This is a genomic window from Sorangium sp. So ce406, from assembly GCF_051474675.1.
Classification (GTDB): domain Bacteria; phylum Myxococcota_A; class Polyangia; order Polyangiales; family Polyangiaceae; genus Sorangium; species Sorangium cellulosum_G.
Window position 1 is genome coordinate 9,570,929 of sequence record NZ_CP150340.1, and the last position, 20,406, is coordinate 9,591,334.

21 protein-coding genes are annotated in these 20,406 nt (G+C 71.0%); 18 read left to right on the forward strand and 3 right to left on the reverse strand.

Annotation, left to right across the window (positions count from 1 at the left end):
- The first annotated feature begins 265 nt into the window (after positions 1–265).
- From WME96_RS35855 to WME96_RS35880, 6 genes are all read left to right on the forward strand, one after another.
- Complete coding sequence (locus tag WME96_RS35855) at positions 266–943, forward strand: hypothetical protein (RefSeq protein ID WP_437286083.1); 678 nt, start codon at positions 266–268, stop codon at positions 941–943.
- Positions 940–2,055, forward strand: a complete 1,116-nt coding sequence (locus WME96_RS35860) for a hypothetical protein (protein WP_437286084.1) — start codon at positions 940–942, stop codon at positions 2,053–2,055. Before WME96_RS35855 ends, WME96_RS35860 begins: the two co-directional genes overlap by 4 nt.
- A complete protein-coding gene (locus tag WME96_RS35865) occupies positions 2,030–2,602 on the forward strand; it encodes a hypothetical protein (RefSeq protein ID WP_437286085.1) in 573 nt (190 codons plus the stop codon). The genes WME96_RS35860 and WME96_RS35865 overlap by 26 nt, the downstream gene beginning before the upstream one ends.
- 182 nt (positions 2,603–2,784) lie before the next feature.
- Positions 2,785–3,144 carry a hypothetical protein gene (locus WME96_RS35870; RefSeq protein WP_437286086.1) on the forward strand — a complete coding sequence of 120 codons (360 nt, stop codon included), beginning with the start codon at positions 2,785–2,787 and terminating at the stop codon, positions 3,142–3,144.
- 223 nt (positions 3,145–3,367) lie between these two features.
- On the forward strand, positions 3,368–3,739 hold the full coding sequence (locus tag WME96_RS35875; protein WP_437286087.1) for a hypothetical protein: 372 nt from the start codon (positions 3,368–3,370) through the stop codon (positions 3,737–3,739).
- A 430-nt stretch (positions 3,740–4,169) separates the two neighbouring features.
- Positions 4,170–4,997 carry a hypothetical protein gene (locus WME96_RS35880; protein ID WP_437286088.1) on the forward strand — a complete coding sequence of 276 codons (828 nt, stop codon included), beginning with the start codon at positions 4,170–4,172 and terminating at the stop codon, positions 4,995–4,997.
- Between the two features lie 389 nt (positions 4,998–5,386).
- On the opposite strand, the gene WME96_RS35885 is transcribed toward WME96_RS35880, so the two are convergent.
- Both WME96_RS35885 and WME96_RS35890 read right to left on the reverse strand, forming a co-directional pair.
- On the reverse strand, positions 5,387–5,665 hold the full coding sequence (locus tag WME96_RS35885; protein WP_437286089.1) for a cupin domain-containing protein: 279 nt from the start codon (positions 5,663–5,665) through the stop codon (positions 5,387–5,389).
- A 265-nt stretch (positions 5,666–5,930) separates the two neighbouring features.
- Positions 5,931–6,833, reverse strand: a complete 903-nt coding sequence (locus tag WME96_RS35890; RefSeq protein ID WP_437286090.1) for a nucleotidyltransferase domain-containing protein — start codon at positions 6,831–6,833, stop codon at positions 5,931–5,933.
- Positions 6,834–6,924: 91 nt separating this feature from the next.
- On the opposite strand from WME96_RS35890, the gene aroA reads away from it, so the two are divergent.
- The 11 genes from aroA (at position 6,925) to WME96_RS35945 (ending at position 19,000) form a co-directional block, all read left to right on the forward strand.
- Entirely contained in the window at positions 6,925–8,292 is a 1,368-nt protein-coding gene (gene aroA, locus WME96_RS35895) for a 3-phosphoshikimate 1-carboxyvinyltransferase (RefSeq protein WP_437286091.1), read from the forward strand.
- 32 nt (positions 8,293–8,324) lie between these two features.
- Positions 8,325–9,137 (forward strand): (d)CMP kinase, encoded by an 813-nt coding sequence (gene cmk, locus WME96_RS35900; protein WP_437286092.1) that lies wholly within the window; start codon positions 8,325–8,327, stop codon positions 9,135–9,137.
- Positions 9,121–10,107 (forward strand): hypothetical protein, encoded by a 987-nt coding sequence (locus tag WME96_RS35905; RefSeq protein WP_437286093.1) that lies wholly within the window; start codon positions 9,121–9,123, stop codon positions 10,105–10,107. Before cmk ends, WME96_RS35905 begins: the two co-directional genes overlap by 17 nt.
- A gap of 193 nt (positions 10,108–10,300) precedes the next feature.
- Positions 10,301–11,446, forward strand: coding sequence for a hypothetical protein (locus WME96_RS35910; protein WP_437286094.1), 1,146 nt, complete (start codon positions 10,301–10,303; stop codon positions 11,444–11,446).
- 129 nt (positions 11,447–11,575) lie between these two features.
- Positions 11,576–13,423 carry a 30S ribosomal protein S1 gene (locus WME96_RS35915; RefSeq protein ID WP_437286095.1) on the forward strand — a complete coding sequence of 616 codons (1,848 nt, stop codon included), beginning with the start codon at positions 11,576–11,578 and terminating at the stop codon, positions 13,421–13,423.
- A gap of 196 nt (positions 13,424–13,619) precedes the next feature.
- Positions 13,620–14,198: a hypothetical protein gene (locus WME96_RS35920; RefSeq protein WP_437286096.1), complete on the forward strand. Its 579-nt coding sequence runs from the start codon at positions 13,620–13,622 to the stop codon at positions 14,196–14,198.
- Between the two features lie 45 nt (positions 14,199–14,243).
- On the forward strand, positions 14,244–14,795 hold the full coding sequence (locus WME96_RS35925) for an HIT family protein (protein ID WP_437286097.1): 552 nt from the start codon (positions 14,244–14,246) through the stop codon (positions 14,793–14,795).
- On the forward strand, positions 14,792–16,264 hold the full coding sequence (locus tag WME96_RS35930) for an AI-2E family transporter (protein WP_437286098.1): 1,473 nt from the start codon (positions 14,792–14,794) through the stop codon (positions 16,262–16,264). Before WME96_RS35925 ends, WME96_RS35930 begins: the two co-directional genes overlap by 4 nt.
- A 154-nt stretch (positions 16,265–16,418) precedes the next feature.
- Positions 16,419–17,366, forward strand: a complete 948-nt coding sequence (locus WME96_RS35935; protein ID WP_433929143.1) for a tetratricopeptide repeat protein — start codon at positions 16,419–16,421, stop codon at positions 17,364–17,366.
- 129 nt (positions 17,367–17,495) lie between these two features.
- The gene (locus WME96_RS35940; protein ID WP_437286099.1) at positions 17,496–18,437 is read left to right on the forward strand and encodes a hypothetical protein; all 942 of its coding nucleotides are present in this window, start codon (positions 17,496–17,498) and stop codon (positions 18,435–18,437) included.
- Positions 18,438–18,574: 137 nt separating this feature from the next.
- On the forward strand, positions 18,575–19,000 hold the full coding sequence (locus WME96_RS35945) for an HIT family protein (RefSeq protein WP_437286100.1): 426 nt from the start codon (positions 18,575–18,577) through the stop codon (positions 18,998–19,000).
- Positions 19,001–19,216: 216 nt separating this feature from the next.
- Here the strand turns inward: WME96_RS35945 and WME96_RS35950 are convergent, their stop codons facing one another.
- Positions 19,217–19,660, reverse strand: a complete 444-nt coding sequence (locus WME96_RS35950) for a hypothetical protein (RefSeq protein WP_437286101.1) — start codon at positions 19,658–19,660, stop codon at positions 19,217–19,219.
- Between WME96_RS35950 and WME96_RS35955 the strand changes: the two genes are divergently transcribed.
- Positions 19,661–20,329: a carbonic anhydrase gene (locus tag WME96_RS35955; protein ID WP_437286102.1), complete on the forward strand. Its 669-nt coding sequence runs from the start codon at positions 19,661–19,663 to the stop codon at positions 20,327–20,329.
- Positions 20,330–20,406: the final 77 nt, after the last annotated feature.

Sequence of the window (20,406 nt, forward strand, 5' to 3'; positions counted from 1 at the left end):
CAGCGAGCGCTGCGCCCGCTTCGCCGACGGCAACGGTTTTCATTCACGATCTGTGCAGCCGTGTGGCGATCCGATTTCGAATAACGTCCAGGGCGTGAATTCTTGCAGGCCTCGCTCGACCTCGGCGAGCCAGGCCGCCTCAACTCCCTTCGTCGCCACGCTTATCGAGGATCGGATTCGGCCGTTGACGGGCGCGGAGCGGTGCTGGTAGGGTAGCCCACGGTCCACGCGGGGGTGGATCCATCTGTCGGAGAGGGGAAGACCGATGAACCATCGGCTGGGCGGCGCCCTGCTGGCGGTGCTCGCCTGCGGCTGCTCTATCGTGGATCCCAGCGATCGCGATGAGCTGAGAGACCGGATCGCGGCGATGCCCCTGCAAGCGATATCAGAGCTCAAGAGGTTGGGCATGAACGCCGCTGCAATCAGGTGGCTCGACCGCAAGGACGAGAGGGATCAGGTCGGCAAGCTTCAATGCCGCTATCAAGCCGGTGGCCAGTGGACCAACTGGGCCGACCAGGAACCGCCCCTGACTGTGGCCGAAATGCTCTACAATCTCATCAAGACCCCTGAATGGATAACTTATGAGATGGCCAAGGACCTATGGGTATCCGTGCAGGGTCAAGCCAGGAAAACGGATCTCATGAACAGCCTGCCGATCCCTGGCGGAGCGACCGTGGAGTGCCGGTTCGTGTGGGATTTCCGCTACGATCCGGAGAAGGTGCCGGCCGAGCTGACGGACCCCAACGAGGTCGACACGGACGACATGATCGACACCATGATCGCGCTACCGGCACCGCCTCCCGGATGGGCCTTTCCTCAGCTCGTCCCGCTCCTCTGCCCGCTCGGCGCCGGGCCTGGCTGGGGATGCCCGCCGGGGCCCACCGACTTGCCGGGCGAAGAGCCCACGATTCCTGAGGACAACGAACCGGGAGATCGGCCGTGAAGTGGTGGTCGAGCTTCCCGCCCGGAGGGGTCCAACTGCGCGAAGCGGTCTCCGGATACGGCCTCTTTACGACCAAGGACCCCGAAACATGGACGTGGGATCTCGAGAACCTGGGCAGGCATTGCGCCGAAGCGTGGCGCGACGACCTGCTCGAGGAGGACCGCGCATGGGCAGAGCGACACCGCAAGAAGTTCGCGCGGTGGATCGACGCCTCGCGACCCCCGGTCGACCAGGGCAACCCAGGCGCTCCCCCGAGCCCCCACGGACGCTTCGACAGGCAGCCGACTCCACCCTGGCCGATGCTGCTCGAGGCCGTCCAGAGCGCGTTCTTTTTCATGTTGGAGGCCTTCAAGAAGGAACGCCCCGGCACGAGCGAGCTCGCTGAGGCCGACCCGACGTCTCGCCTCCACAGAACCTATCTCTGGCGGACGCTGACGTCCGACGACACGGCCGAGGAGCTCCGGGCCCAGGCGCTCCGTGCCTTCCGGAGGGGGTTCCGGATCGGGCGCCGCGGAAAACCCAGGACGCTGACGAGGCCCATTCCCCCGATGCTGAAGCCGCCCGTCGGCTGGGGCGCCGCGCACGAGCTCCCCGGGCCGAGCGCCGCGCGCGACCGCGCGATCAGGGCCCTGCCGCCGCCGGCCAGTCGAGAGGAGCTGGCTTCACGCGAGGAGGAGCTCCGCGCGCTGTATGCGACCGCATGGCGAGAGGACGTCCCGGAGGAGGACCGCATCTGGGCCGCGATGTACCGCGACACCTGCACGATGTCGGTCAACTACCTCTGGCGGAGGGCCCTCGCGCAGAGCGCCTACGAAGGCTATCTCCAGAGCAGCGATGGGCGCTTCGGCGGGGAGCCCGCTCGACCGTGGCGGAGCCTGAGCCACCGCGCCTCGGAGCCATGGTGCTCCTTCGTGGATCGCGTCGTGGAGGCGCCCGAAGGCGAGCCCGATTCGGCCACGGCCGAGGCGGCAGTATGGGAATACTGGGACACGCTCTACCGGGAGGCGCCGCCGTGGGACAGCGACCCGGACCAGGCGCACTGGCTCGCGGCGCTCCGCGCTGCTCGGAGAAAGGCGCAGGCCGACGATGGTCCGCCGGAGATGGCCAGGTAGCGCGCTGGCGGGGCCGTGCGCCGGGATCATCGCGCTGTGGCTCGTGTCCACGGGCGCCCGGGCGGAAGAGGGCGCGCCGCCGCAGTGGCAAGTCGACGTCAAGGCGGCCTATGTCGTGCTGGGGACCCATGCCGCGCGCGCGACCGGCGGCATCATGCCGTCGGTCACCGGCATGCGTCGATGGCCCCTCCGCGATGCCGTGGACATCGGCCTCGGCGCCGACGCGGGCCTCTTCGGTCTGGGCAGCGACGCACGCTGGCTCGGCTTCCTCGGAGGCCCGGCGGCGTCGGCCCGCGTCGTGCCGTTCCGCGTGCCCGTCTCCCTCGAGCTGACGGCGCGGCTCGACTTCGGGCGCATCCCTGTGTGCAACGCATGGGGGTTGTGCCTGCGCTACATGGGATTCTTCCCGGCCGCGGAGCTCGGGGCTGCCTACCTGTCGACGCAGCACGTGGCGGTCGTGGCGACGTGCGGCATCCGCTTCATCAGGACGCTCGCGTGGTCCGGTATGAGCGTGGAGCCCGCGGCGGCGGGTCGGATCTTCTGGTAGGCCCGACCGGACCCGGCTCGTCGGCCCCGCTGCAATGCCTCGCCGGTTCGGTGCGCCGGGTCGGGCAGCCCGCTTGCCGGCGGCGCTATCCGTCTGCTCGTTGAACGCCCCGCTCTGCGTGGTGATCTCACGCCATGAGATTTCTCCTCAGTCCGCCGACATCGCACCGGCCCTCTCTCATCGTGGAGACCCACGAGCGGATCACGCCAGAGATTCAAGACAGTTTTCGCGCGGACATGTATGGCCGAAGCTGCGCAAACGGGATTCTTCTGGATAGCGAAACGTGCCTGGTATTTCGCGACACCTTCGAGGACCTCGGCCCACAGTCCATCAAAGTCGATCTGACGCTTCGCACCGATGACGTGCTCCGCACGGTCCAAGGTGGGAGCTTGGATGAGAAGGTCCAGACATGGCTCGCCTTGCTGTCGGCCTCGTGGGATCACGCGATTCCGCGAGACCAAGAAGGGGTGGCAGAGCTCATCTACGACATCGTGCCCGCGGCGGTCGGCACGCAGATCCAGATCGTAGGAGGCCAGCGGTGAAGCACGTCTTCGTCGAGACGAATTTCCTCGTGGACCTGCTTCGACCTTTCCCTGTGCGCGACGCGGAGACGATTTTCGAGCGAGTCGCCAACGATTTCATCCTTCATATCCCGTGGGTCTCGGTCTCCGAAGCCAAGCGCACCATCACAACGAAGATCATCGGCGAGGATCTCGGGTTCGCAGACCTCGTTGGCAAGCTCAACGTTCATCTCTTGAAAAGAGCGTGTTCTCGCGTCAAGAGGCAAAGCTCGTTCAGACATTCGAGAGCCACATCAAGAACGAGCGACGCGACGCCTTGGCTGCGGTCGAGGCCAGGGTCAACGGTGCCGTCGCCAAGATGAGCGTGATCCCTCCAAGCCCGGGGGTCGTGGCCACGACAATGGCGCTTTATCCGGTCAAGTCCCTGCCGCCGTTCGACGAGATGGTCCTCGGCGCCGTGCTCTTCCGCGCGCAAGAGCTGTTCAACAACGGGGAGAGGGTTCTCTATTTCTGCAATGCGAACATCAGGGACTTCGGCCCAACCAGCGGAAACGCTCTGGGCGCTGCGTACGCCGCGTGTGGATTGCAGTATCTCTCCGACTTCAAGGTACCGTGAGCTGCTGGCGCCGAGCAGGGGATCGCGCGCCGTCCGAGCTGCCGGACCGGGGGTGCCCCGAACGGGCTATCTTCGACATGCCTCTACGCCGCGTCCCCGTTCAGCCGATGCGGTAGTGCTTGCGCACCCGGGAGCGGACCTCCCATGTGCAGCTCAGACCGGCGGGGAGCGGGTCGGTAGAGCGCAGGACCAGGCCCAGCCTGTGGGGCAGTCGGCACGGACATCGATATGCCGGCCGGCCCGGATGCGCGCGACCCACCCAAGGCCCTTGTGCCGGCCGGCCGGCGAAGGACGCTGGCCGGCCAGCGTGTCCCGCTCCGAGGCGCTCGACGATGAGCAAATCCGCGACGCCCGCCCTCGCGCCCGACAGGTTGCATCCCGTCAATCCGGGACCGACACTCCGGGCGCCCCTGACGAAGGAGGGTATCTCATGGGTTATCGCAATCTCAGCCCCCAGGCGATGGTCAATATCTCCGGCCCGTGGCTCGATCCGGAGCAGGATCGAAGGGCCTTCACGTCGTTACCATTGCTCGCGCCGCTCCTGCCCGCGGTCGAGGAGGCGCACGACAGGATCAGGACCACGCAGCGGCTCGGCTCCAGCCTGCAACAGCAGTCGAAGGCGCTCATGGAGAAGGCCCTCGCGCTCGACGCGACGCACGATCGCAAGCTCCGCGGGGCGTACAACTACCTCGGCGCGCTCGCCGAGATGACCGACGACCCCGCGTTCGCGGCGGCGCTCCTCGACCTGCGCGATCGGCTCATGCCGGCGGGGCTCAAGGCCATCGCGCGGAGCTACGGCGACCAGGCGGGCGACGCCAAGCTGCTCCGGTCGCGGCTCGACGACGCCTCGGAGAAGCTGCTCAAGAAGCTGAAGACGCCCGAGGGCCCGCTCGCGCAGGTCGTGGACGCCTGGGTCGCGGCCGCGCTCGAGCTCGAGAAGGTGGAGGCGCAGCGCGAGCAGCTCGCGCTGAGCGCCCCGTCGAACACCGACGGGGCGACGCCGCGCGAGGTGCTGAACGCCCGCAATGCCTGGATCCGCGTGGTCCGGGCCGTCGAGACGAACCTCGCCCTCGAGAAGGCGGCGACGGCAGAGATCACCGATCGCCTCCTGGGCCGGCTCCGCCGCGAGTCCACCCGGGCCGACCGGCGCGGTCGCAAGGGCGGCGCCGAGGCCGCTGCCGACCCCGCGCCGGCCGGTGACGCCGTCACGCCCGGCGACGCCGGCGGCGACGACGATTCTCCCTTCGACGACGCCTGAACCAAGCGCCCCCTGATCCCCGCATCCCGACGGGTCCCCGCGCCCGGGCGCGCGGAGCAAATCCTCTTGCTCATTCCGCCGTCCTCCACCCCACGGAAGTAAGCCATCTCGCTTCTATCGCCGCCTGCCAGCCGGTGCGCGGTAGTTCACTCGCGCGAAACGGGTGGCGGGCGGCCATTCTGGTAAGATTTCTTACCACCAGGCGCCTCCGGCCAGCGATCCTCGGTAAGAATCATTACATCAAAGCGCCACAGGATGGCGATCTCGCGTAAGATGGCTCACGCCGAAGCGCCCCCGGGCGGCGAATGCCGACAGTTCACTTGCGCCGAGCGCCGCCGGGCGCCGATCTCGAGTAAGTTGTCTTACATCGAGGTGCCGCCGGGCACCGATCAGCCGAATCGGTAGTGCTTGCGCACCGGGGAGCGGACCTCCCACGTGCAGCTCAGTCCCGCGGGGAACGTCACCAGATCCCCCGCCTGGATGCGCACCGGCGCGCCCCCGCCGTCCGCCGGCGTCACGATCACGTCGCCCTCGAGCAGGTAGCAAGTCTCCGGCTCGTCGTAGTGCCACGAGAAGGTCGACACCTCCTTCGTCCAGATCGGCCACCCCCGCGCCCCGAGCTTCGCGAGCTGCTCCTCCGACGGACCGTGCTCCAGCTTGATCTCCATGGCTCCTCGTCCTCGCGCGATGCGCCTCCAGGCCCGCCCCCGCGGCGTCCTCAGCCACCGTCGCGGTCGATGCTAGCAGCGCGAATCAGAAATCCTGCGAGGGATCTTCCTCGCGAGCGGCGAGAGATTTCAACGCAAAGACGCAAAGACGCAAAGACGCAAAGACGCAAAAATGCCCGGATTTATTATCTTCTTTGCGCCTTTGCGCCTTGGCGTTGAAATCTCTGTCTCCGTATCCCCCTGGCCGGCCTCCGGGTGGGCGGAGCTAGCCGCCCGGCTCGCCCTGGCGGCACAGGTCGCGCGTCTCGCGGGCGAGCGCCTCCATGCGCCCGAGGCTCCCGAGCAGCGCCTCCGCGCCCTGGCCGGGCGCCGCCAGCGCCGCCTCCACGCGGTCGGCGAAGCGCTCGGGGCACCGCGGGAGCGCCCGCGTCCTCTGCACGGCGCCCTTCTCGTTGGAGAGGTAGCGCTCGTTCAGCGCGAACAGCGCCTGCACCAGGCAGGCCGCGGCGCGGAACAGACACCCGCTCACGTACAGCACATCGCCGCGCCTCCCGGCCTTCTTCGCTGTGTCGAGCGCAAAGCCGGCCTCCCACAGGAACCTGTCGATGAGCGCCCGCCGCAGGAGCGGCGGATAGGGCGTGACGAGCGCCTTCAGCGGCCCGAGCGCGCCCTCGGGATCGACGAGCGGCCGGCAGTCGTGGACCTCGGCCATGTAGATCGCGTTGAAGAAGCCGTGGGGGTGCCCGGGCTGGTAGTCGCACATCACCTGCCCCGCGCGACACTCCGCGATCACGCGCCGCACGCGGGCGAGATCGCGGTAGAGCCAGTCGACCCGGCGCCCCTCGATGTCCAGCCACGCACCCCCGTTGATCCACGGGCCCCAGGCGCCGATCGGCGTCACGACGTCCTCGGGGACGTTGCCATGGAGCTCCTTCGCGAGCGGCGCCACGGCGTCCCCGGCGCCGCCCGCGCAGAGCTCCCGCGCGAGCGCGCGCAGCACCTCCAGATCGGGCGGGCGCTCGGGCTCGTAGTAGATGCCCAGATCGATGTCCGAGTCGGGGTGCCCTTCTCCCCGGGAGAGCGAGCCGCCCAGCACGACCGCCGCCACGCCCGGAACCGCGCCGAGCCGGCCCGCCACGCGCGCCGCCACGTCCAGTGCCTCGTCCACGCCGCCTCCTCCCGATCCGCCGCGCCGACGGTAGCATGGCCCCGGCCCCGTTCGCTGTGCCCGCCGCCGCCGTTCTGCTACACGGCAACGCGTGCCCGACCTGATCGTCCACCCGGCCGAGCGCCCGCTCCTCGGGAGCGTGCCGGTCCCAGCGGACAAGAGCATCGCCCACCGCGCGCTCCTCCTGGCGGGGCTCGCCAGCGGGCGGAGCCGCATCCAGGGCGCGACGCAGGGCGGCGACATCCGCTCGACCGTGGGCGCGCTGCGCGCCCTCGGCGTCCGCGTCGACGAGCCGTCGCCGGGCGAGCTCGTCGTCGAGGGCGCCGGGCTCTCCGGCCTCCGCGCCCCGGACGGCCCCATCGACTGCGGCAACTCCGGGACCACGATGCGGCTCCTCGCGGGCATCCTCGTCGCCCAGCGCTTCCCCGCCCGGCTCGTCGGCGACGCGTCGCTCTCGCGCCGCCCCATGGAGCGCGTCGCGAAGCCGCTCCGGCTCCGCGGCGGGCGCATCGAGGGGCAGCTCGACCCGCGCAAGATCGGCGAGATCACCGCGCCGCTCGACGTCGGGGCGCTCCCCGAGCCGCACGTGCTCTCGTCGATCGAGTACGAGCTCCCCGTCCCGTGCGACCAGGTGAAGAGCGCCCTCCTGCTCTCCGGCCTCTTCGCCGACGGCCCCACCTTCGTCCGCGAGCCGACGGTCTCGCGCGATCACACCGAGCGCATGCTCACCGCGCTCGACGTGCCGCTCGACTCGGTCGGCGCGATGGTCTGCCTCGACGCGATGCGCTTCTCCGGCGCGCTCCCGGCGTTCGACCTCGACGTGCCCGGCGATCTCTCGGCCGCCGCGTTCCTCCTCGCCGCCGCGCAGATCGTGCCGGGCAGCCGTGTGACGGCGCGGCGCGTGGGCCTCAACCCGACGCGCACCGGCCTGCTCGAGGTGCTGCGCGACATGGACAGCGCGGTCGCCGTCGAGTTCAGGGGCGAGGCCCTCGGCGAGCCGACCGGCGACCTGCACGTCGCCTTCAACGCCGGCCTGCGCGGCGGGCGCGCCGGCGGCGAGCTCGCGTCGCGCGCCATGGACGAGCTGCCGATCCTGCTCGCCCTCGGCGCGCGGGCGCGCGGCGTCACCGAGGTGTTCGACGCGAGGGAGCTGCGCGCGCAGGAGACCGACCGGATCGCGGCCATGGTGTCCGTGCTGGGCGCCTTCGGCGTGCGCTGCGAGGAGCGCACCGACGGGCTCCTCGTCGAGGGCAGGCCCGACGGCCCGCTCGACGCGGCGGACGTCGACAGCTTCGGCGACCACCGCATCGCGATGACGGCCGCCGTGCTCGGGCTCGCCGCGCGCGGGCCCACGCGCGTGCGCGACGCGGGCTGCATCGCGACGAGCTTCCCCCTCTTCGTCGGGACGCTGCGCGCCCTGGGCGCGCGCATCGAGGTCGACAGCGCGCGCGCGGCGTGAGCGAGGGAGCGGATGAGCGAGGAGGAGCGCAGGTGACGGAACGGCAGAGACAGGATGACGCGCGCCACCTCGCGGCCGCGGGCGAGCCCCGGCGGCTGCGCGTCGCGATCGACGGGCCGGCCGGCGCCGGCAAGGGCACGGTCGCGCGGGGGCTCGCCGAGCGGCTCGGCTACCTCCTCGTCGACACCGGCGCGATCTACCGCGCCGTCGCGCTCGCGGCCCACCGCGTCGGCCTCGCGTGGGACGAGACGGGCGCGATCGGCGCGCTCGCCGAGGACCTCGCCAGCGGCGGGCGCATCGCGCTGGAGCGGAGCGCGCCCGGCGACGCGGGCGGCGCGGGCGGCGCGACGACGGACGACGCCCCGGCCGAGTCGAGCGTCGGGGGCAGCGGCATGCGGGTGCTGCTCGACGGCGAGGACGTCTCCAGCGCGATCCGCGCGCCCGAGATCAGCCTCGGCGCGAGCCGCGTCTCGGCCGTCCCCGCGGTGCGCAAGGCGCTGCTCGCGATGCAGCGGCAGGCGGGCGCCGTGGGCGGGGTCGTGCTCGAGGGGCGCGACATCGGCACCGTCGTGTTCCCCGACGCCGAGGTGAAGTTCTTCCTCACGGCGCCGGCCGAGATCCGCGCCAAGCGGCGGTACGACGAGCTCGTCGCGCGCGGCATGACCGTCAGCTTCGAGGCGACGCTCGCCGACGTGCTCCGCCGCGACAGGGCCGACAGCGAGCGCGCCGTCGCGCCGCTGCGCAAGGCCGACGACGCCATCCTCATGGACTCCGGCCACAGGAGCCCGCAGGAGATCGTCGACGAGATGGCGACCCTCGTGGAGCTCCGTGCGCGCGGCGGCTGACGTCCGCGCCGGCGCCGCCGGCCTCACCATCGGCCTCGCCATCGGCCTCGCCATCGGCCTCGCCCTGATTGCGCTCGCGCTCCCGGCCTGCGGCGACGCCGCCCCGCGGCTCGCCGGCGACCGCGGCGCGCAGGCCCCCGCCGGCCCGCGGGTCGTCCGGCGCGTCGAGCCGGCCGATCTCATCCCGGCCGATCTCGACCTCGTGGTGCGCGTCGACGTCGCCCGCATGCGCGCCGGCCTCGGCCAGGCGGCCGCGGACGCGCTCGCGCGGCGCGCGCTCGACGAGGCGCCCGACGCGCTGCTGGAGAGCGCGCTCCCGCGCGCCGACGTCGTCTGGCTCGGCCTGCGGCTCGCCGATCTCGAGGAGGGCGACCGCGTCGTCGTCCTCGAAGGCCGGATGGCCGGGCTCGCGCCCGATCCCGAGCGCTGGGAGGCCGCGCCGTCGTCGCAGGGCGGCGTCTCCGTCTTCGACCGCCGCGGCAGCGTCGACGCGCGCGCGGACGCGGCGCGGGTCGTCGCGCTCGGCGATCGGGCCGTCGCGCTCGTGTCCGCGGTCGAGGTGAGCAGCGTCGCGCGCGTCCTGCGCGACGGCCCCGACGCGCGCCGCGGCGACCCGGCCGCCGAGGGGCTCGTGAGCCTCGACCTGCGCGCGCGCCGGCTGCCTCCCCGCCTCGAGCGGCGCTTCCCCTCGATCGGCGCGCTCGTCGCCGGCGTCGAGCGCGTCCGCGCCGTGGCGTCCCTCCACGACGACGGGGTGCGCGTCGACGCCGAGATCGTGGGCGTCGACGCCGCCGGCGCCACGCGCGCGCGCCGCTTCCTCGAGGTGCTCCGCGACAACGTCGGGGAGACGCGCCACGCCGACCTCATGAAGGCGCTCTCGATCGAGCAGGTGGAGCGCGCCGTGCGGCTCCGCTGGCTCCTCCCTGCGCCCGTCGTACTCGCCCTGCTGTCCGGGCGCTCCCCGGGCTAGTACCTCGGGTCAGAGATCCTGCCAGGGACCGGTGTCGCGAGGGGAGAAAGAGTTCAACGCAAAGGCGCAAAGGCGCAAAGGCGCAAAAAAGAACAGATTTTGTGCAGTTTTGCGTCTTTGCGCCTTTGCGCCTTTGCGTTGAAATCTCTCCCAGATCGCTGGCCGGACTTCTGGCGGGCGGAACTACCAGCCGATGCCTGACACCCTGATCGAAGAGCCGATCCGACCGACCGTGACCGACGACCTCGCCGTGCCCGAGGGCGACCCCGCGCCGGCGCCGGGGGCCGCACCCGCAGACGCGCGCCCCGCGCCGCCCGGCGAAGGCGCCCCCGCCGCCCCGCCGCGGCCGCGCCGGCCTCCGATCGCCGCATGCCTCCTCGCCGCGATCGCGCTCCTCGCGCTGGTCGCCGGCGCCGCGCTCGGCGGCTACTTCTTCCTCTGGCGCTACGAGCCGACGGCCCGGCGCCACATCCCGGGCGACGCGAACATCGTGGTCCGCCTCGAGGCCGCCGAGCTCGCGCTCTTCGGCCCCGTGCGCCGGCACTTCCTCCCGCTGCTCGACGAGGCGGCGTCGGACGCGTCGCGCGCGTCGCGCAAGGCGCGCATCGAGGCCGCCACCGGCCTCGATTTCCCCTCGGACCTGCGCGAGATCGTGATCGCGTCGACGGACGCGGCGAGCTGGGTCGCGCTCGCGGGCGGGCGCATCCCGAAGGGCCGGTTCGTCGCCGGCATGGAGAAGATCGCCCGCGACGAGGGCTGGACCGGCTGGCGCCGCGAGGGCGAGCTCCTCGTCGTCGGCAGCCCGCACCCGCGCGCCGTGATCGGCCAGGCCGACGACGGCACGCTCGTCCTCGGCACGGACGTCGAGATCGTGAACGCCGCGCTGCCCGCGTCGGACGAGTGGCAGCGCCTCGATCTGCCCGAGCAGGGCCCGGTCACCTTCGCGCTCGCGAGCCCCGCGTGGTCCGGCGCCGCCGGCGCGGTCTCCACCGTGCTGCCGCGCGCCGCGGCGCTGTTCCGCCGCATCGATCACGCCTCGGGCGCCCTCACCCTCGGCGCCGAGCCCGCGCTCGCGATGCGCCTCGCGCCCGCCTCGGGCGAGGCCGCGGCGGCGCTCGCCTCGGACGCCCAGGCGCTCCTCGGCAGCCTCAAGCTCACCCTCGCGCTGGTGCCGGACGTCGCCGGCGCGAAGTCAGCGATCGAGGGAGCCCAGGCGGCGGCGCAGGGCGATCGCGTCGAGATCCAGACGAAGTGGCCCTACGACGGCCTCGATCGCGCCTGCGCAGACCTCGCACAGCGCGTCGCCAGCGCCACCGGCGCGCCGCCCGCCGCGCCCTGAGGATCGCGGCTCTTTGAACCGGCGAGCTCGTCGTTTCTCAGGGAAACGACAAAAACTGCCGGTGGCTCGGTCGTTGCATTGACAGAGGCCCCTCCTCAGACTACAGGCTCGCCTCTCCCGAGGGGCCGGGTGCATCGGTACGCGTGTGCCTGCCCCTCCGTCGCTCGTGCGTGGCACCAAGGGTCCACGCCTACGCCCGCAGCGGCGAATCCCAGGGAAGGAAAGGAAACAAGAACGAACAACATGACTAGTAACATCCAGATGGAGGCAGGCTCGTCCGGGGCGAGCATGGAGAGCTTTGCCGCGCTCTTCGAACAGAGCGTGGAGGGGGGCGATTTCGCGCGTGAAGGAGAGATCATCTCCGGCACCGTGGTCGCAGTGAACCGCGACTCCGTCGTGGTCGACATCGGCGGCAAGAGCGAGGGCGTCATCGCGCTCCGCGAGTTCGCGGACGCCGCGGGCCAGTCCGCCGTCAAGGCGGGCGACAAGGTCGACGTCTACATCGAGAGCCGCGAGAACGACGACGGCCTCGTCACCTTGTCGAAGGAGAAGGCCGACAAGATGAAGGTCTGGGATGAGATCTCGAACGCCTGCGAGGCGGACGAGCTCATCGAGGGCACGATCAGCCAGCGCGTGAAGGGCGGCCTCTCGGTCACCATCCGCGGCGGCGTGAAGGCCTTCCTCCCGGGCTCTCAGGTCGATCTTCGCCCGATCCGCAACTTGGACAAGCTGATCGGCCAGACCTACAAGTTCAAGGTCATCAAGTTCAACAAGAAGCGCGGCAACATCGTCCTTTCGCGGCGCGTGCTCCTCGAGCGCGAGCGCGACGAGATGAAGGCCAAGACGCTCGAGACGTTGACGGAAGGGATGACCGTCAAGGGGACCATCAAGAACATCACCGAGTACGGCGCCTTCGTCGACCTCGGCGGCATCGATGGCCTCCTGCACATCACGGACATGTCGTGGGGCCGCGTGAACCACCCGAGCGAGGTGTTCCAGGTCGGCGACGAGGTCCTCGTGAAGGTCCTCAAGTACAACGCCGACACCGAGCGCGTCTCGCTGGGCCTCAAGCAGACCCAGGAGGACCCGTGGAACCACGCCGAGGAGGCGTACCCCGCGGGCAAGAAGGTGCGCGGCAAGGTCATGTCGATCACCGACTACGGCGCGTTCGTCGAGCTGGAGCCGGGCGTCGAGGGCCTCATCCACGTCAGCGAGATGAGCTGGACCAAGAAGGTCAAGCACCCGTCGAAGCTGCTCGAGGTGGGCCAGGAGCTCGAGTGCCAGGTGCTCGAGGTCGACGCGCGCGCGAAGCGCATCAGCCTCGGTCTCAAGCAGCTCGAGCCGGATCCGTGGATGCTCTTCACGGACAAGTACCACCCCGGCGACAAGATCGCGGGCAAGGTCCGGTCCCTCACCGACTACGGCGTGTTCGTCGGGATCGAGGAGGGCGTCGACGGCATGGTCCACAAGAGCGATCTCTCGTGGTCGGTGCGCGTCAACAACCCGAGCGACCTGTACCACAAGGGCGACGACGTCGAGGCGATCATCCTCTCGATCAACCACGACGAGAAGAAGGTCTCCCTCGGCATCAAGCAGCTCTGGGACGATCCGTGGCCGAGCATGCTGACGGAGTACCCGCCCGGCCGCGTCATCGACGACGCCCAGGTGGTGAGCATCGTCGACTACGGCGTGTTCGTGCGGCTGCGCGAGGGCGTCGAGGGCCTCATCTCGCAGAGCGACGTGCAGGAGCCCGAGGAGGGCAAGCTGAAGGTCGGCGACAAGGTCAAGGCCGAGATCTCCTCGCTCGACACGGTCGACCGCCGGCTCTTCCTGACGATGAAGAACATCGGCATGGAGCGCCCCGCCCCGGTCCGGCAGCAGCAGCAGAAGCGCAAGGACGACGACGACAAGCCGGTGGCCGGCACGATCGGCGATCTCATCAAGGAGAAGTTCGGCGCCAAGCTGGACCTGAAGTGACGTCGCCCGGCGCGCGGCCTCTCTGACGGCCGCGCGCCAGGCGCTCACGCCGCCGCGTCAGGTGCGGCGGACCGCGGGCACCCCGGTGCCCTCGGCTCGCCGTGTGGACCCGATGGTACGGATGTAAAACGAGAGGCGAGGCTCTTCCCAGGGCCTCGCCTCTTGCTTTTTCCTCGACGCCGCGGACGATCCGGCGATGAGAGGCTTCCTTGCGCGCGCCGCCCTCGCGGCGCCGGTCCTCGCCGCCGTGGCGCTCGGCGCGCCGCCTGCCCGGGCCGACAGCCCCGCCGGGACCGACGACCCCCGCCCCCGCGCCGCGGGCGCGCCCCTCCGCGCCGCGGGCGCGCCCCTCCGCGCCGCGGGCGCGCCCCTCCGCGCGACGGGCGCGCCCCTGGCCCGGCCCGGTGGCCCTCCCCTCCCCGCCGCGAGCGCCCGCGCCGCGGGCGCGCCGGTCTGGCTGGGGTCCGCGGCACAGCCGCTCACGCGCGGCGCCGATCCGTGGTTCGGCGATGACAAGGCGCGCCATTTCTGCGCGTCAATCGCGCTCGCCGGCGGCGGGTACGCGCTCGGCGCGCTCGCGACCGACGACCTTCGCGGGCGGATCGCGCTGGGCGCGGCGCTCGCGCTCGGCGCCGGCCTGGCCAAGGAGGCGTACGACGCCGCCGGGCACGGCACCCCCTCGTTCCGCGACCTCGTCTGGGACGCGCTCGGCACGACCGCCGGGCTTGGCCTCTCGGTCTGGTTCGATCTCGCGGCCACACCCATCCCGTTCTGAGCGGTGGTCCCGCGCGCGTGGCCGCCGTGCTAGCGTCTCCGCGACATGGGTAACCCCCTGTGGGCGCCCTGGCGCATCGAGTACATCCTTGCGCCGAAGGGCCAGGCCGACTGCATCTTCTGCGGCATCCCGCGCGCCTCCGAGCACGAACAGCGCGACCGGCTGGTCGTCGCCTCGACCGGCCGCGCGTTCGTGATGCTCAACCGCTACCCGTTCGCGTCGGGGCACCTCCTCGTCGTCCCGCACGCGCACGTCGCCTCGCTCGACGCGCTCGAGCCGGCCGACCACGAGGCGCTCTTCCGCCTCGTGCGCGAGTCGGCGACCCGCCTGCGCGCCGCGCTCCGGTGCGAGGGCATGAACATCGGGATCAACCTCGGCACCGCCGCGGGCGCCGGGATCGCCGAGCACCTGCACGTGCACATCGTCCCGCGCTGGCCCGGCGACACCAACTTCATGCCGGTGCTCGCCGACGTGCGCGTCGTCCCGCAGGCGCTCGAGGCCACGCGCGACCACCTGCAGGGCTTCTTCGCCGACCTCCCCGCGCCGCTCATCGACGGCGGCGCCGCCGGCGCGGCCGGACGCGGCGAGGCCAAGTGAGCGAGGGCATCTCGCGGCGCACCGTGTTCCTGACGGTCAGCGCCGTCCTCACGGTGACGCTGCTCGTCGTCGCCCACGCGGTGCTGCTCCCGTTCGTGCTCGGGCTCGTCGTGGCCTACGTGCTCACGCCGTCGGTCGTCCGGCTCGAGCGCGCGCGCGTCCCGCGGTGGGCGTCGATCCTCATCGTCTACGCCGTCGTGCTCTCGGGGATCGCGGGCTTCTTCGCGCTCAGCGTCCCGCGCCTCGTCGCCGAGGGGAAGGCGCTCACGGTCGAGGCGCCGCGGCTCGCCGCGCGGCTGCGCGAGGAGTACCTGCCCGCGCTCGACGAGCGGCTCCGCCGCTGGTCGGGCCGCGAGGCCGCGCCGGCGCCCGTCGGCGACGCCGCGCCGCCCGTCGACGACGCCGCGCCGGAGCCCGACGAGATCACCGCGCCGCCGCCCGACGCGATCGCGCTGCCGCGGGAGGAGGACAGCGAGCGCCCGCCCGTCCGCATCACGCCGGGGCCGGACGGCTCGTTCGACGTGCGCATCGCCGACGACATCGAGATCCGGGAGGCGGGCGACGGCGTCTGGCAGATCGCGCACGGGCGCCCGAAGCACCCGCTCTCCAGCGCGAACATGCTCCAGGAGGGCTACGAGAAGGCGGCCGCGTACCTGAAGGAGAACTCGCTCACGGTCCTCAGGATCGGCCAGGCCATCGCGACCGCCATCTCGCGCGGCATCTTCAACCTGTTCATGACGCTGATGCTCGGCGGGTACATCATCCTGACCCACGAGAAGATCCTCGGCTTCTTCCGCGACCTCTGGCACCCGAGCTCGCGCGACTCGTTCGATCGCTTCCTCCGCCGGCTCGACCGCGGGCTCTCCGGCGTCGTCCGCGGGCAGCTCCTCATCTGCCTCGTGAACGGCGTCCTCTCCGCGATCGGCTTCTGGCTCTTCGACCTCAAGTACTGGCCGATCCTCTCCGTGGTCGCGGGCGTGATGTCGCTGATCCCGATCTTCGGCTCGATCCTGAGCTCGATCCCGGCGGTCGTCATCGGCCTCACGCAGTCGTTCGGCACGGCGGTCGGCGTGCTCGCGTGGATCGTGGGCATCCACCAGCTCGAGGCGAACTTCCTGAACCCGAAGATCATCGGCGACTCCGCGAAGATCCACCCGGTCCTCGTGGTGCTCGCGCTGCTCATCGGCGAGCACTTCTTCCAGATCACCGGCGCGCTCTTCGCGGTCCCCTGCCTCTCGATCGCGCAGACGATCTTCCTGCACTTCCGCGAGTCCACGCTCGGCCTCGCCGACCCCACCGCCTCGATCCCGCCGCAGCGCGGCGCGCCGCTCGTCACGCCGTCGATCGAGCCGCTGCCCCCGCTGCGCGGCTTCGAGACGGTCCGCCCGGCGGTGACCCCCGTCCCCGGCTCCGGGGCCGAGGGGGACCCCCCCCAGCGCGCCGGCGACCCCGACACCGCCGCGGGCTGACGGCTCGTCCCCCTGCACCCCTCGGCGGGGGCCGGGCAGCCAGCGCCGACCGCTCCTGGCCGCCCCTGCCCGCCCGGCGGCGCTGGCCGCTCCCGCGCAAGCCGGCTATGAGAGCCCGCGCCCCCGCAGCGGCTACGTCAGATCCACGACCTCGATGAAGACCCCCGGCAAACCCACCCCGAAGAAGCAGAGCCCCAAGCAGCAGCGCGAGCAGGCCATCGCGGCGCTCCGCAGCGGAAAGCCGCCGGCCGACCCCCTCGCCCAGCTCAACCCGCGCTCGCTCGCCATCCGCGTCGGCATCCCGGCGCTCATCGTCTGGGCGATCGCCCTGGCCATCCCGGGCGTCTGGCCGAAGGTGGTCGCGGGGATCCTGACGGTCGTCGTCGCGGGCGTCATCGTGTGGGCGCTGCGCTTCGCGACCCGGTCGCGCGCCGTCGCGCAGATCGTGCAGACCGCCGACACCGCCGAGGCCCGCAAGGACGCGATCGCGAAGCTCGACACCGAGTTCAAGAAGGACGACGCGGCCGCGGTCTTCGCCAAGGCGCAGCTCCAGATGCAGGAGGACCCGCGGGCCGCGCTCCGGACGCTGGAGACCATCAACCTCGACAAGGTGATGGCCCCGATGGCCGACGAGGCGCGCGCCCAGCGCGGCATGATCCACCTCATCCTGAGCGAGACCGACGAGGCGCGGGCGCTCGTCGACAAGATCGACATGACCCGCCACAAGGAGCCGAAGATCCGCGCCATGATGGCCGCCATCGTCGGCGAGGCGTGGGCCCGGACCGGCCAGGCCACGAAGGCGGTCGAGCTGCTCGAGACCTTCGACCCGAACGACGAGGCGTTCGCCGAGCTCAAGCCGCAGCTGCTCCGCTCGCGGGCGTTCGCCTACGCGTGGGCGAACAACACGAAGCAGATGAAGAACACCCTGCGGAGCCTGTACGCGCTGAACCCGCAGTACCTGAGCGGCTTCGTCACGCGGAAGAAGAGCCCCATGGGCGTCCCGCCGCGCGGCATCCACCCGATGCTCGAGAAGGAAGCGTTCGAGATGCTGATGCGCTCCGGCGCCGTCCCGCGCAAGATGCAGCAGATGCGGCGCGGCTGAGCGGGCGGCCGGGCGAGGTCCGCGCCACGCCTCCGCCGTGATCGCCCCGCCGGCCGCCGCCGGCCGCTCGTTCGACGGGGAGCCGCCTCTTGACGAGCGGCGCGCCGAGCAGCTCAGATCCCGGCCCTGATGAGAGGGACCGCGCTGATCTACAGCTCGCACAGCCGCTGCAACGTCATCCACAACGACCACATCGCGCAGCGCGCGCTGCAGGGGCAGGACAACAAGCGCGTCCTGTTCCTGCCGATGTCCGAGGCGCCCCGCGACGGCAACGAGCTGGAGCGCCAGGAGTTCGCCTACGGCAACTTCCGCTGGTTCTTCCAGTTCTACGAGCGGTTCGGCCTGGAGCACGTGCCGTTCTACTGGACGAGCCACCTGCGCAAGGAGGACGTCGACCTCCTCTGGCACTACCTGGCCTCGTCCGAGGTGGTGATCCTCGGCGGCGGCTACAGCACGACGGGCCTCTGGCGCTACAAGCAGCTCGGCGCCCAGTTCGACGGCGAGCCCGGCAAGTTCGGGCGGATCCTGCACGAGCGCCGCCAGCGGGGCCTGCTCACCGTCGGGTTCTCCGCCGGCGCCGATCAGCTCTGCCAGCACCTCTTCCGCCGGGTGTGGGACAGCCCGGGCGACAACGACGCGTTCGGCCTCGCGCGCAACACGCTGGTGACGCTCCACCACGAGCCGAGCCGCAACGGCGACCTCTGGCACGCGGCGCGGCGCATGCCCCACTGCCTCGTCTTCGGGCTGCCGAACGACTCCGGGATCAACGTGGACTGGGGCGTGCTCCCGTCCGGCAACCTCTGGCAGGTCTACGAGCTCATCATCGACACGTCCTGGGACAGCCCGGCCGACGCGCTCCACGTCAAGACGCGGCAGGGCGCGCTCATCGACCACTTCGACAACACGGGCCGCCACTGGGCGTTCCACGGCGGCGATCACCTGGTGCGGATCACGTCCCAGGATGGCCGCTACGACCGGATCTGGATGACGGCCGGCGGGCGGCTCCTCGATTACTGGACGCACGAGCCGACCGGCCACGGATCGATCGGCGACATCCTCGCGAGCCACTGACCACGCCGGCGGCGCGGCCCGGTCCGCGCGCCGCGCTGGCCACGGCGCGCGAGCCGGGCCGAAGCGCGCCGCGCGACAAAAGGTCGCAGCCGGCCGTATTGACGCCGCGCGGCGGTCGCTGCATCTCTCGGCTGCCCGTGCCCGCGCGTCCTTGCGTCTTCTGCAGCATCGTTCGGGGCGAAACGCCGGCGTTCGTCGTGCTCGACGAGCCCGACGTCATGGCGTTCCTCGACAGCCGCCCGCTGTTCCCCGGCCACTGCCTGCTCATCCCGCGCGCCCACCATGAGGTGCTCACCGACCTCCCCGCCGCGCTGGTCGGCCCGCTGTTCACCACCGCGCAGCGCCTCGCGCGCGCCGTGGAGTCGGCGCTCTCAGCAGACGGCTTCTTTGTCGCGATCAACAACCGCGTCAGCCAGAGCGTGCCCCACCTCCATGTCCATGTGGTCCCGCGCCGGCAGAAGGACGGCCTCAAGGGCTTCTTCTGGCCCCGTTATAAATATGCGGGTGAGCAGGAGATGCACGACACGCGTGACGCCATCGTGACAGCGTTGACCCCAGGTTGAATCCCGACTGCGCAGCGGTTATCTGGGTCTGGCCCCAGGCTGGCTCAGGCGCCGTGAGTCCGTCCTCGATGGTGACATTCTGCCACAAGCGGCATGTACCCCATCAATGTTGCGCGACACACTAGCCGCCCTGCCAGATCGAGGAATATACTGGGTTCCATCCTGGTTCGAGCGACCGACGAACTCTTCAATCCCCGAACGATGCTGAGCCTTCGGTCAATTTTCCCGCGGATCGCGCTGCTCTTCGCGCTGCTCCTCGCGCCGCTCACGCTGGCACGAGTGAACATCAGCGTTTTCGAAACGAGCAACTCCGATGTTTCGGGAACGTTTCGAACCGGGACCATCGAGATCGATCACGCCGATCTCGAGGTGCTGCAGCCGCCTCAGCGGGGAGCGACGTTTCGTGCACGCGCGATAGAGCGGTCTGCGATCGGCGGCGCCATGCCGCCGCGCGTTATCCTCGTCGCCGACCTCCGACCCACGCGCCTCGCGTCTCCTGTCCTCCGCCCTCCTCCCCGTCGTCCACCAGCCCGCTTCCTGAATTGATCGGTCAGCTCCGCGCCCGCGGCCGTTCGCCGCGAGATCGGAGGAGCTGGAAAGGGTGGTGTTCACGACGACCGCCGCGCCAGAGCCGCGCGGCAACGGAGAGGGTTTGTTCAAATGCAGAAGCTAGCGACCGGGTTGCACAAGTTCCATGCCGAGGTTTGCCGCACGCACCAGGATCTCTTCCGGAGCCTGGCGAGGGGTCAGCGGCCCGAGGCGCTGTTCATCACGTGCTCGGACAGCCGGATCAACCCGAACCTCATCACGCAGACCGAGCCGGGCGACATCTTCATCGTTCGCAACGTGGGCAACATCGTGCCCCCCTACGGCGCGGGCGGCGGCAGCGAGGCTGCGGCGATCGAGTTCGCTGTCGCGCACCTCGAGGTCAAGCACATCATCGTGTGCGGTCACACGCTCTGCGGTGCGATGCGCGGGCTGCTCGATCCCGCGGGCGTCGAGCCGCTGCCGGCGGTCAAGGCGTGGCTCCAGCACGCCGAGCTGACGCGCCGGCTGGTGCAGGAGAACTACCCCCACATCGAGGGGGAGGATCGGCTGACGATCACGGTGGAGGAGAACGTCCTCGCCCAGATCGAGAACCTCAGGACGCACCCGACGGTCCGGGCGCGGCTCGCGCGCGGCGAGCTCTCGCTCTACGCGTGGGTGTTCAAGATCGAGACCGGACAGGTCTTTCAATTCGACGCATCGAGCGGTCAGTACACGCCCATCGGCGAGGCGGGGCCCCCGTCGGCGCTCCCGGAGACAGCCGTCTTCCGGAGAGCGTGCTGAACGCCTGACAGGCGCTGACCCGAGACTTCACTCGAAAAGAGGGCCCGTTCGATGCAGTTCGACAATGTCATTCAAGC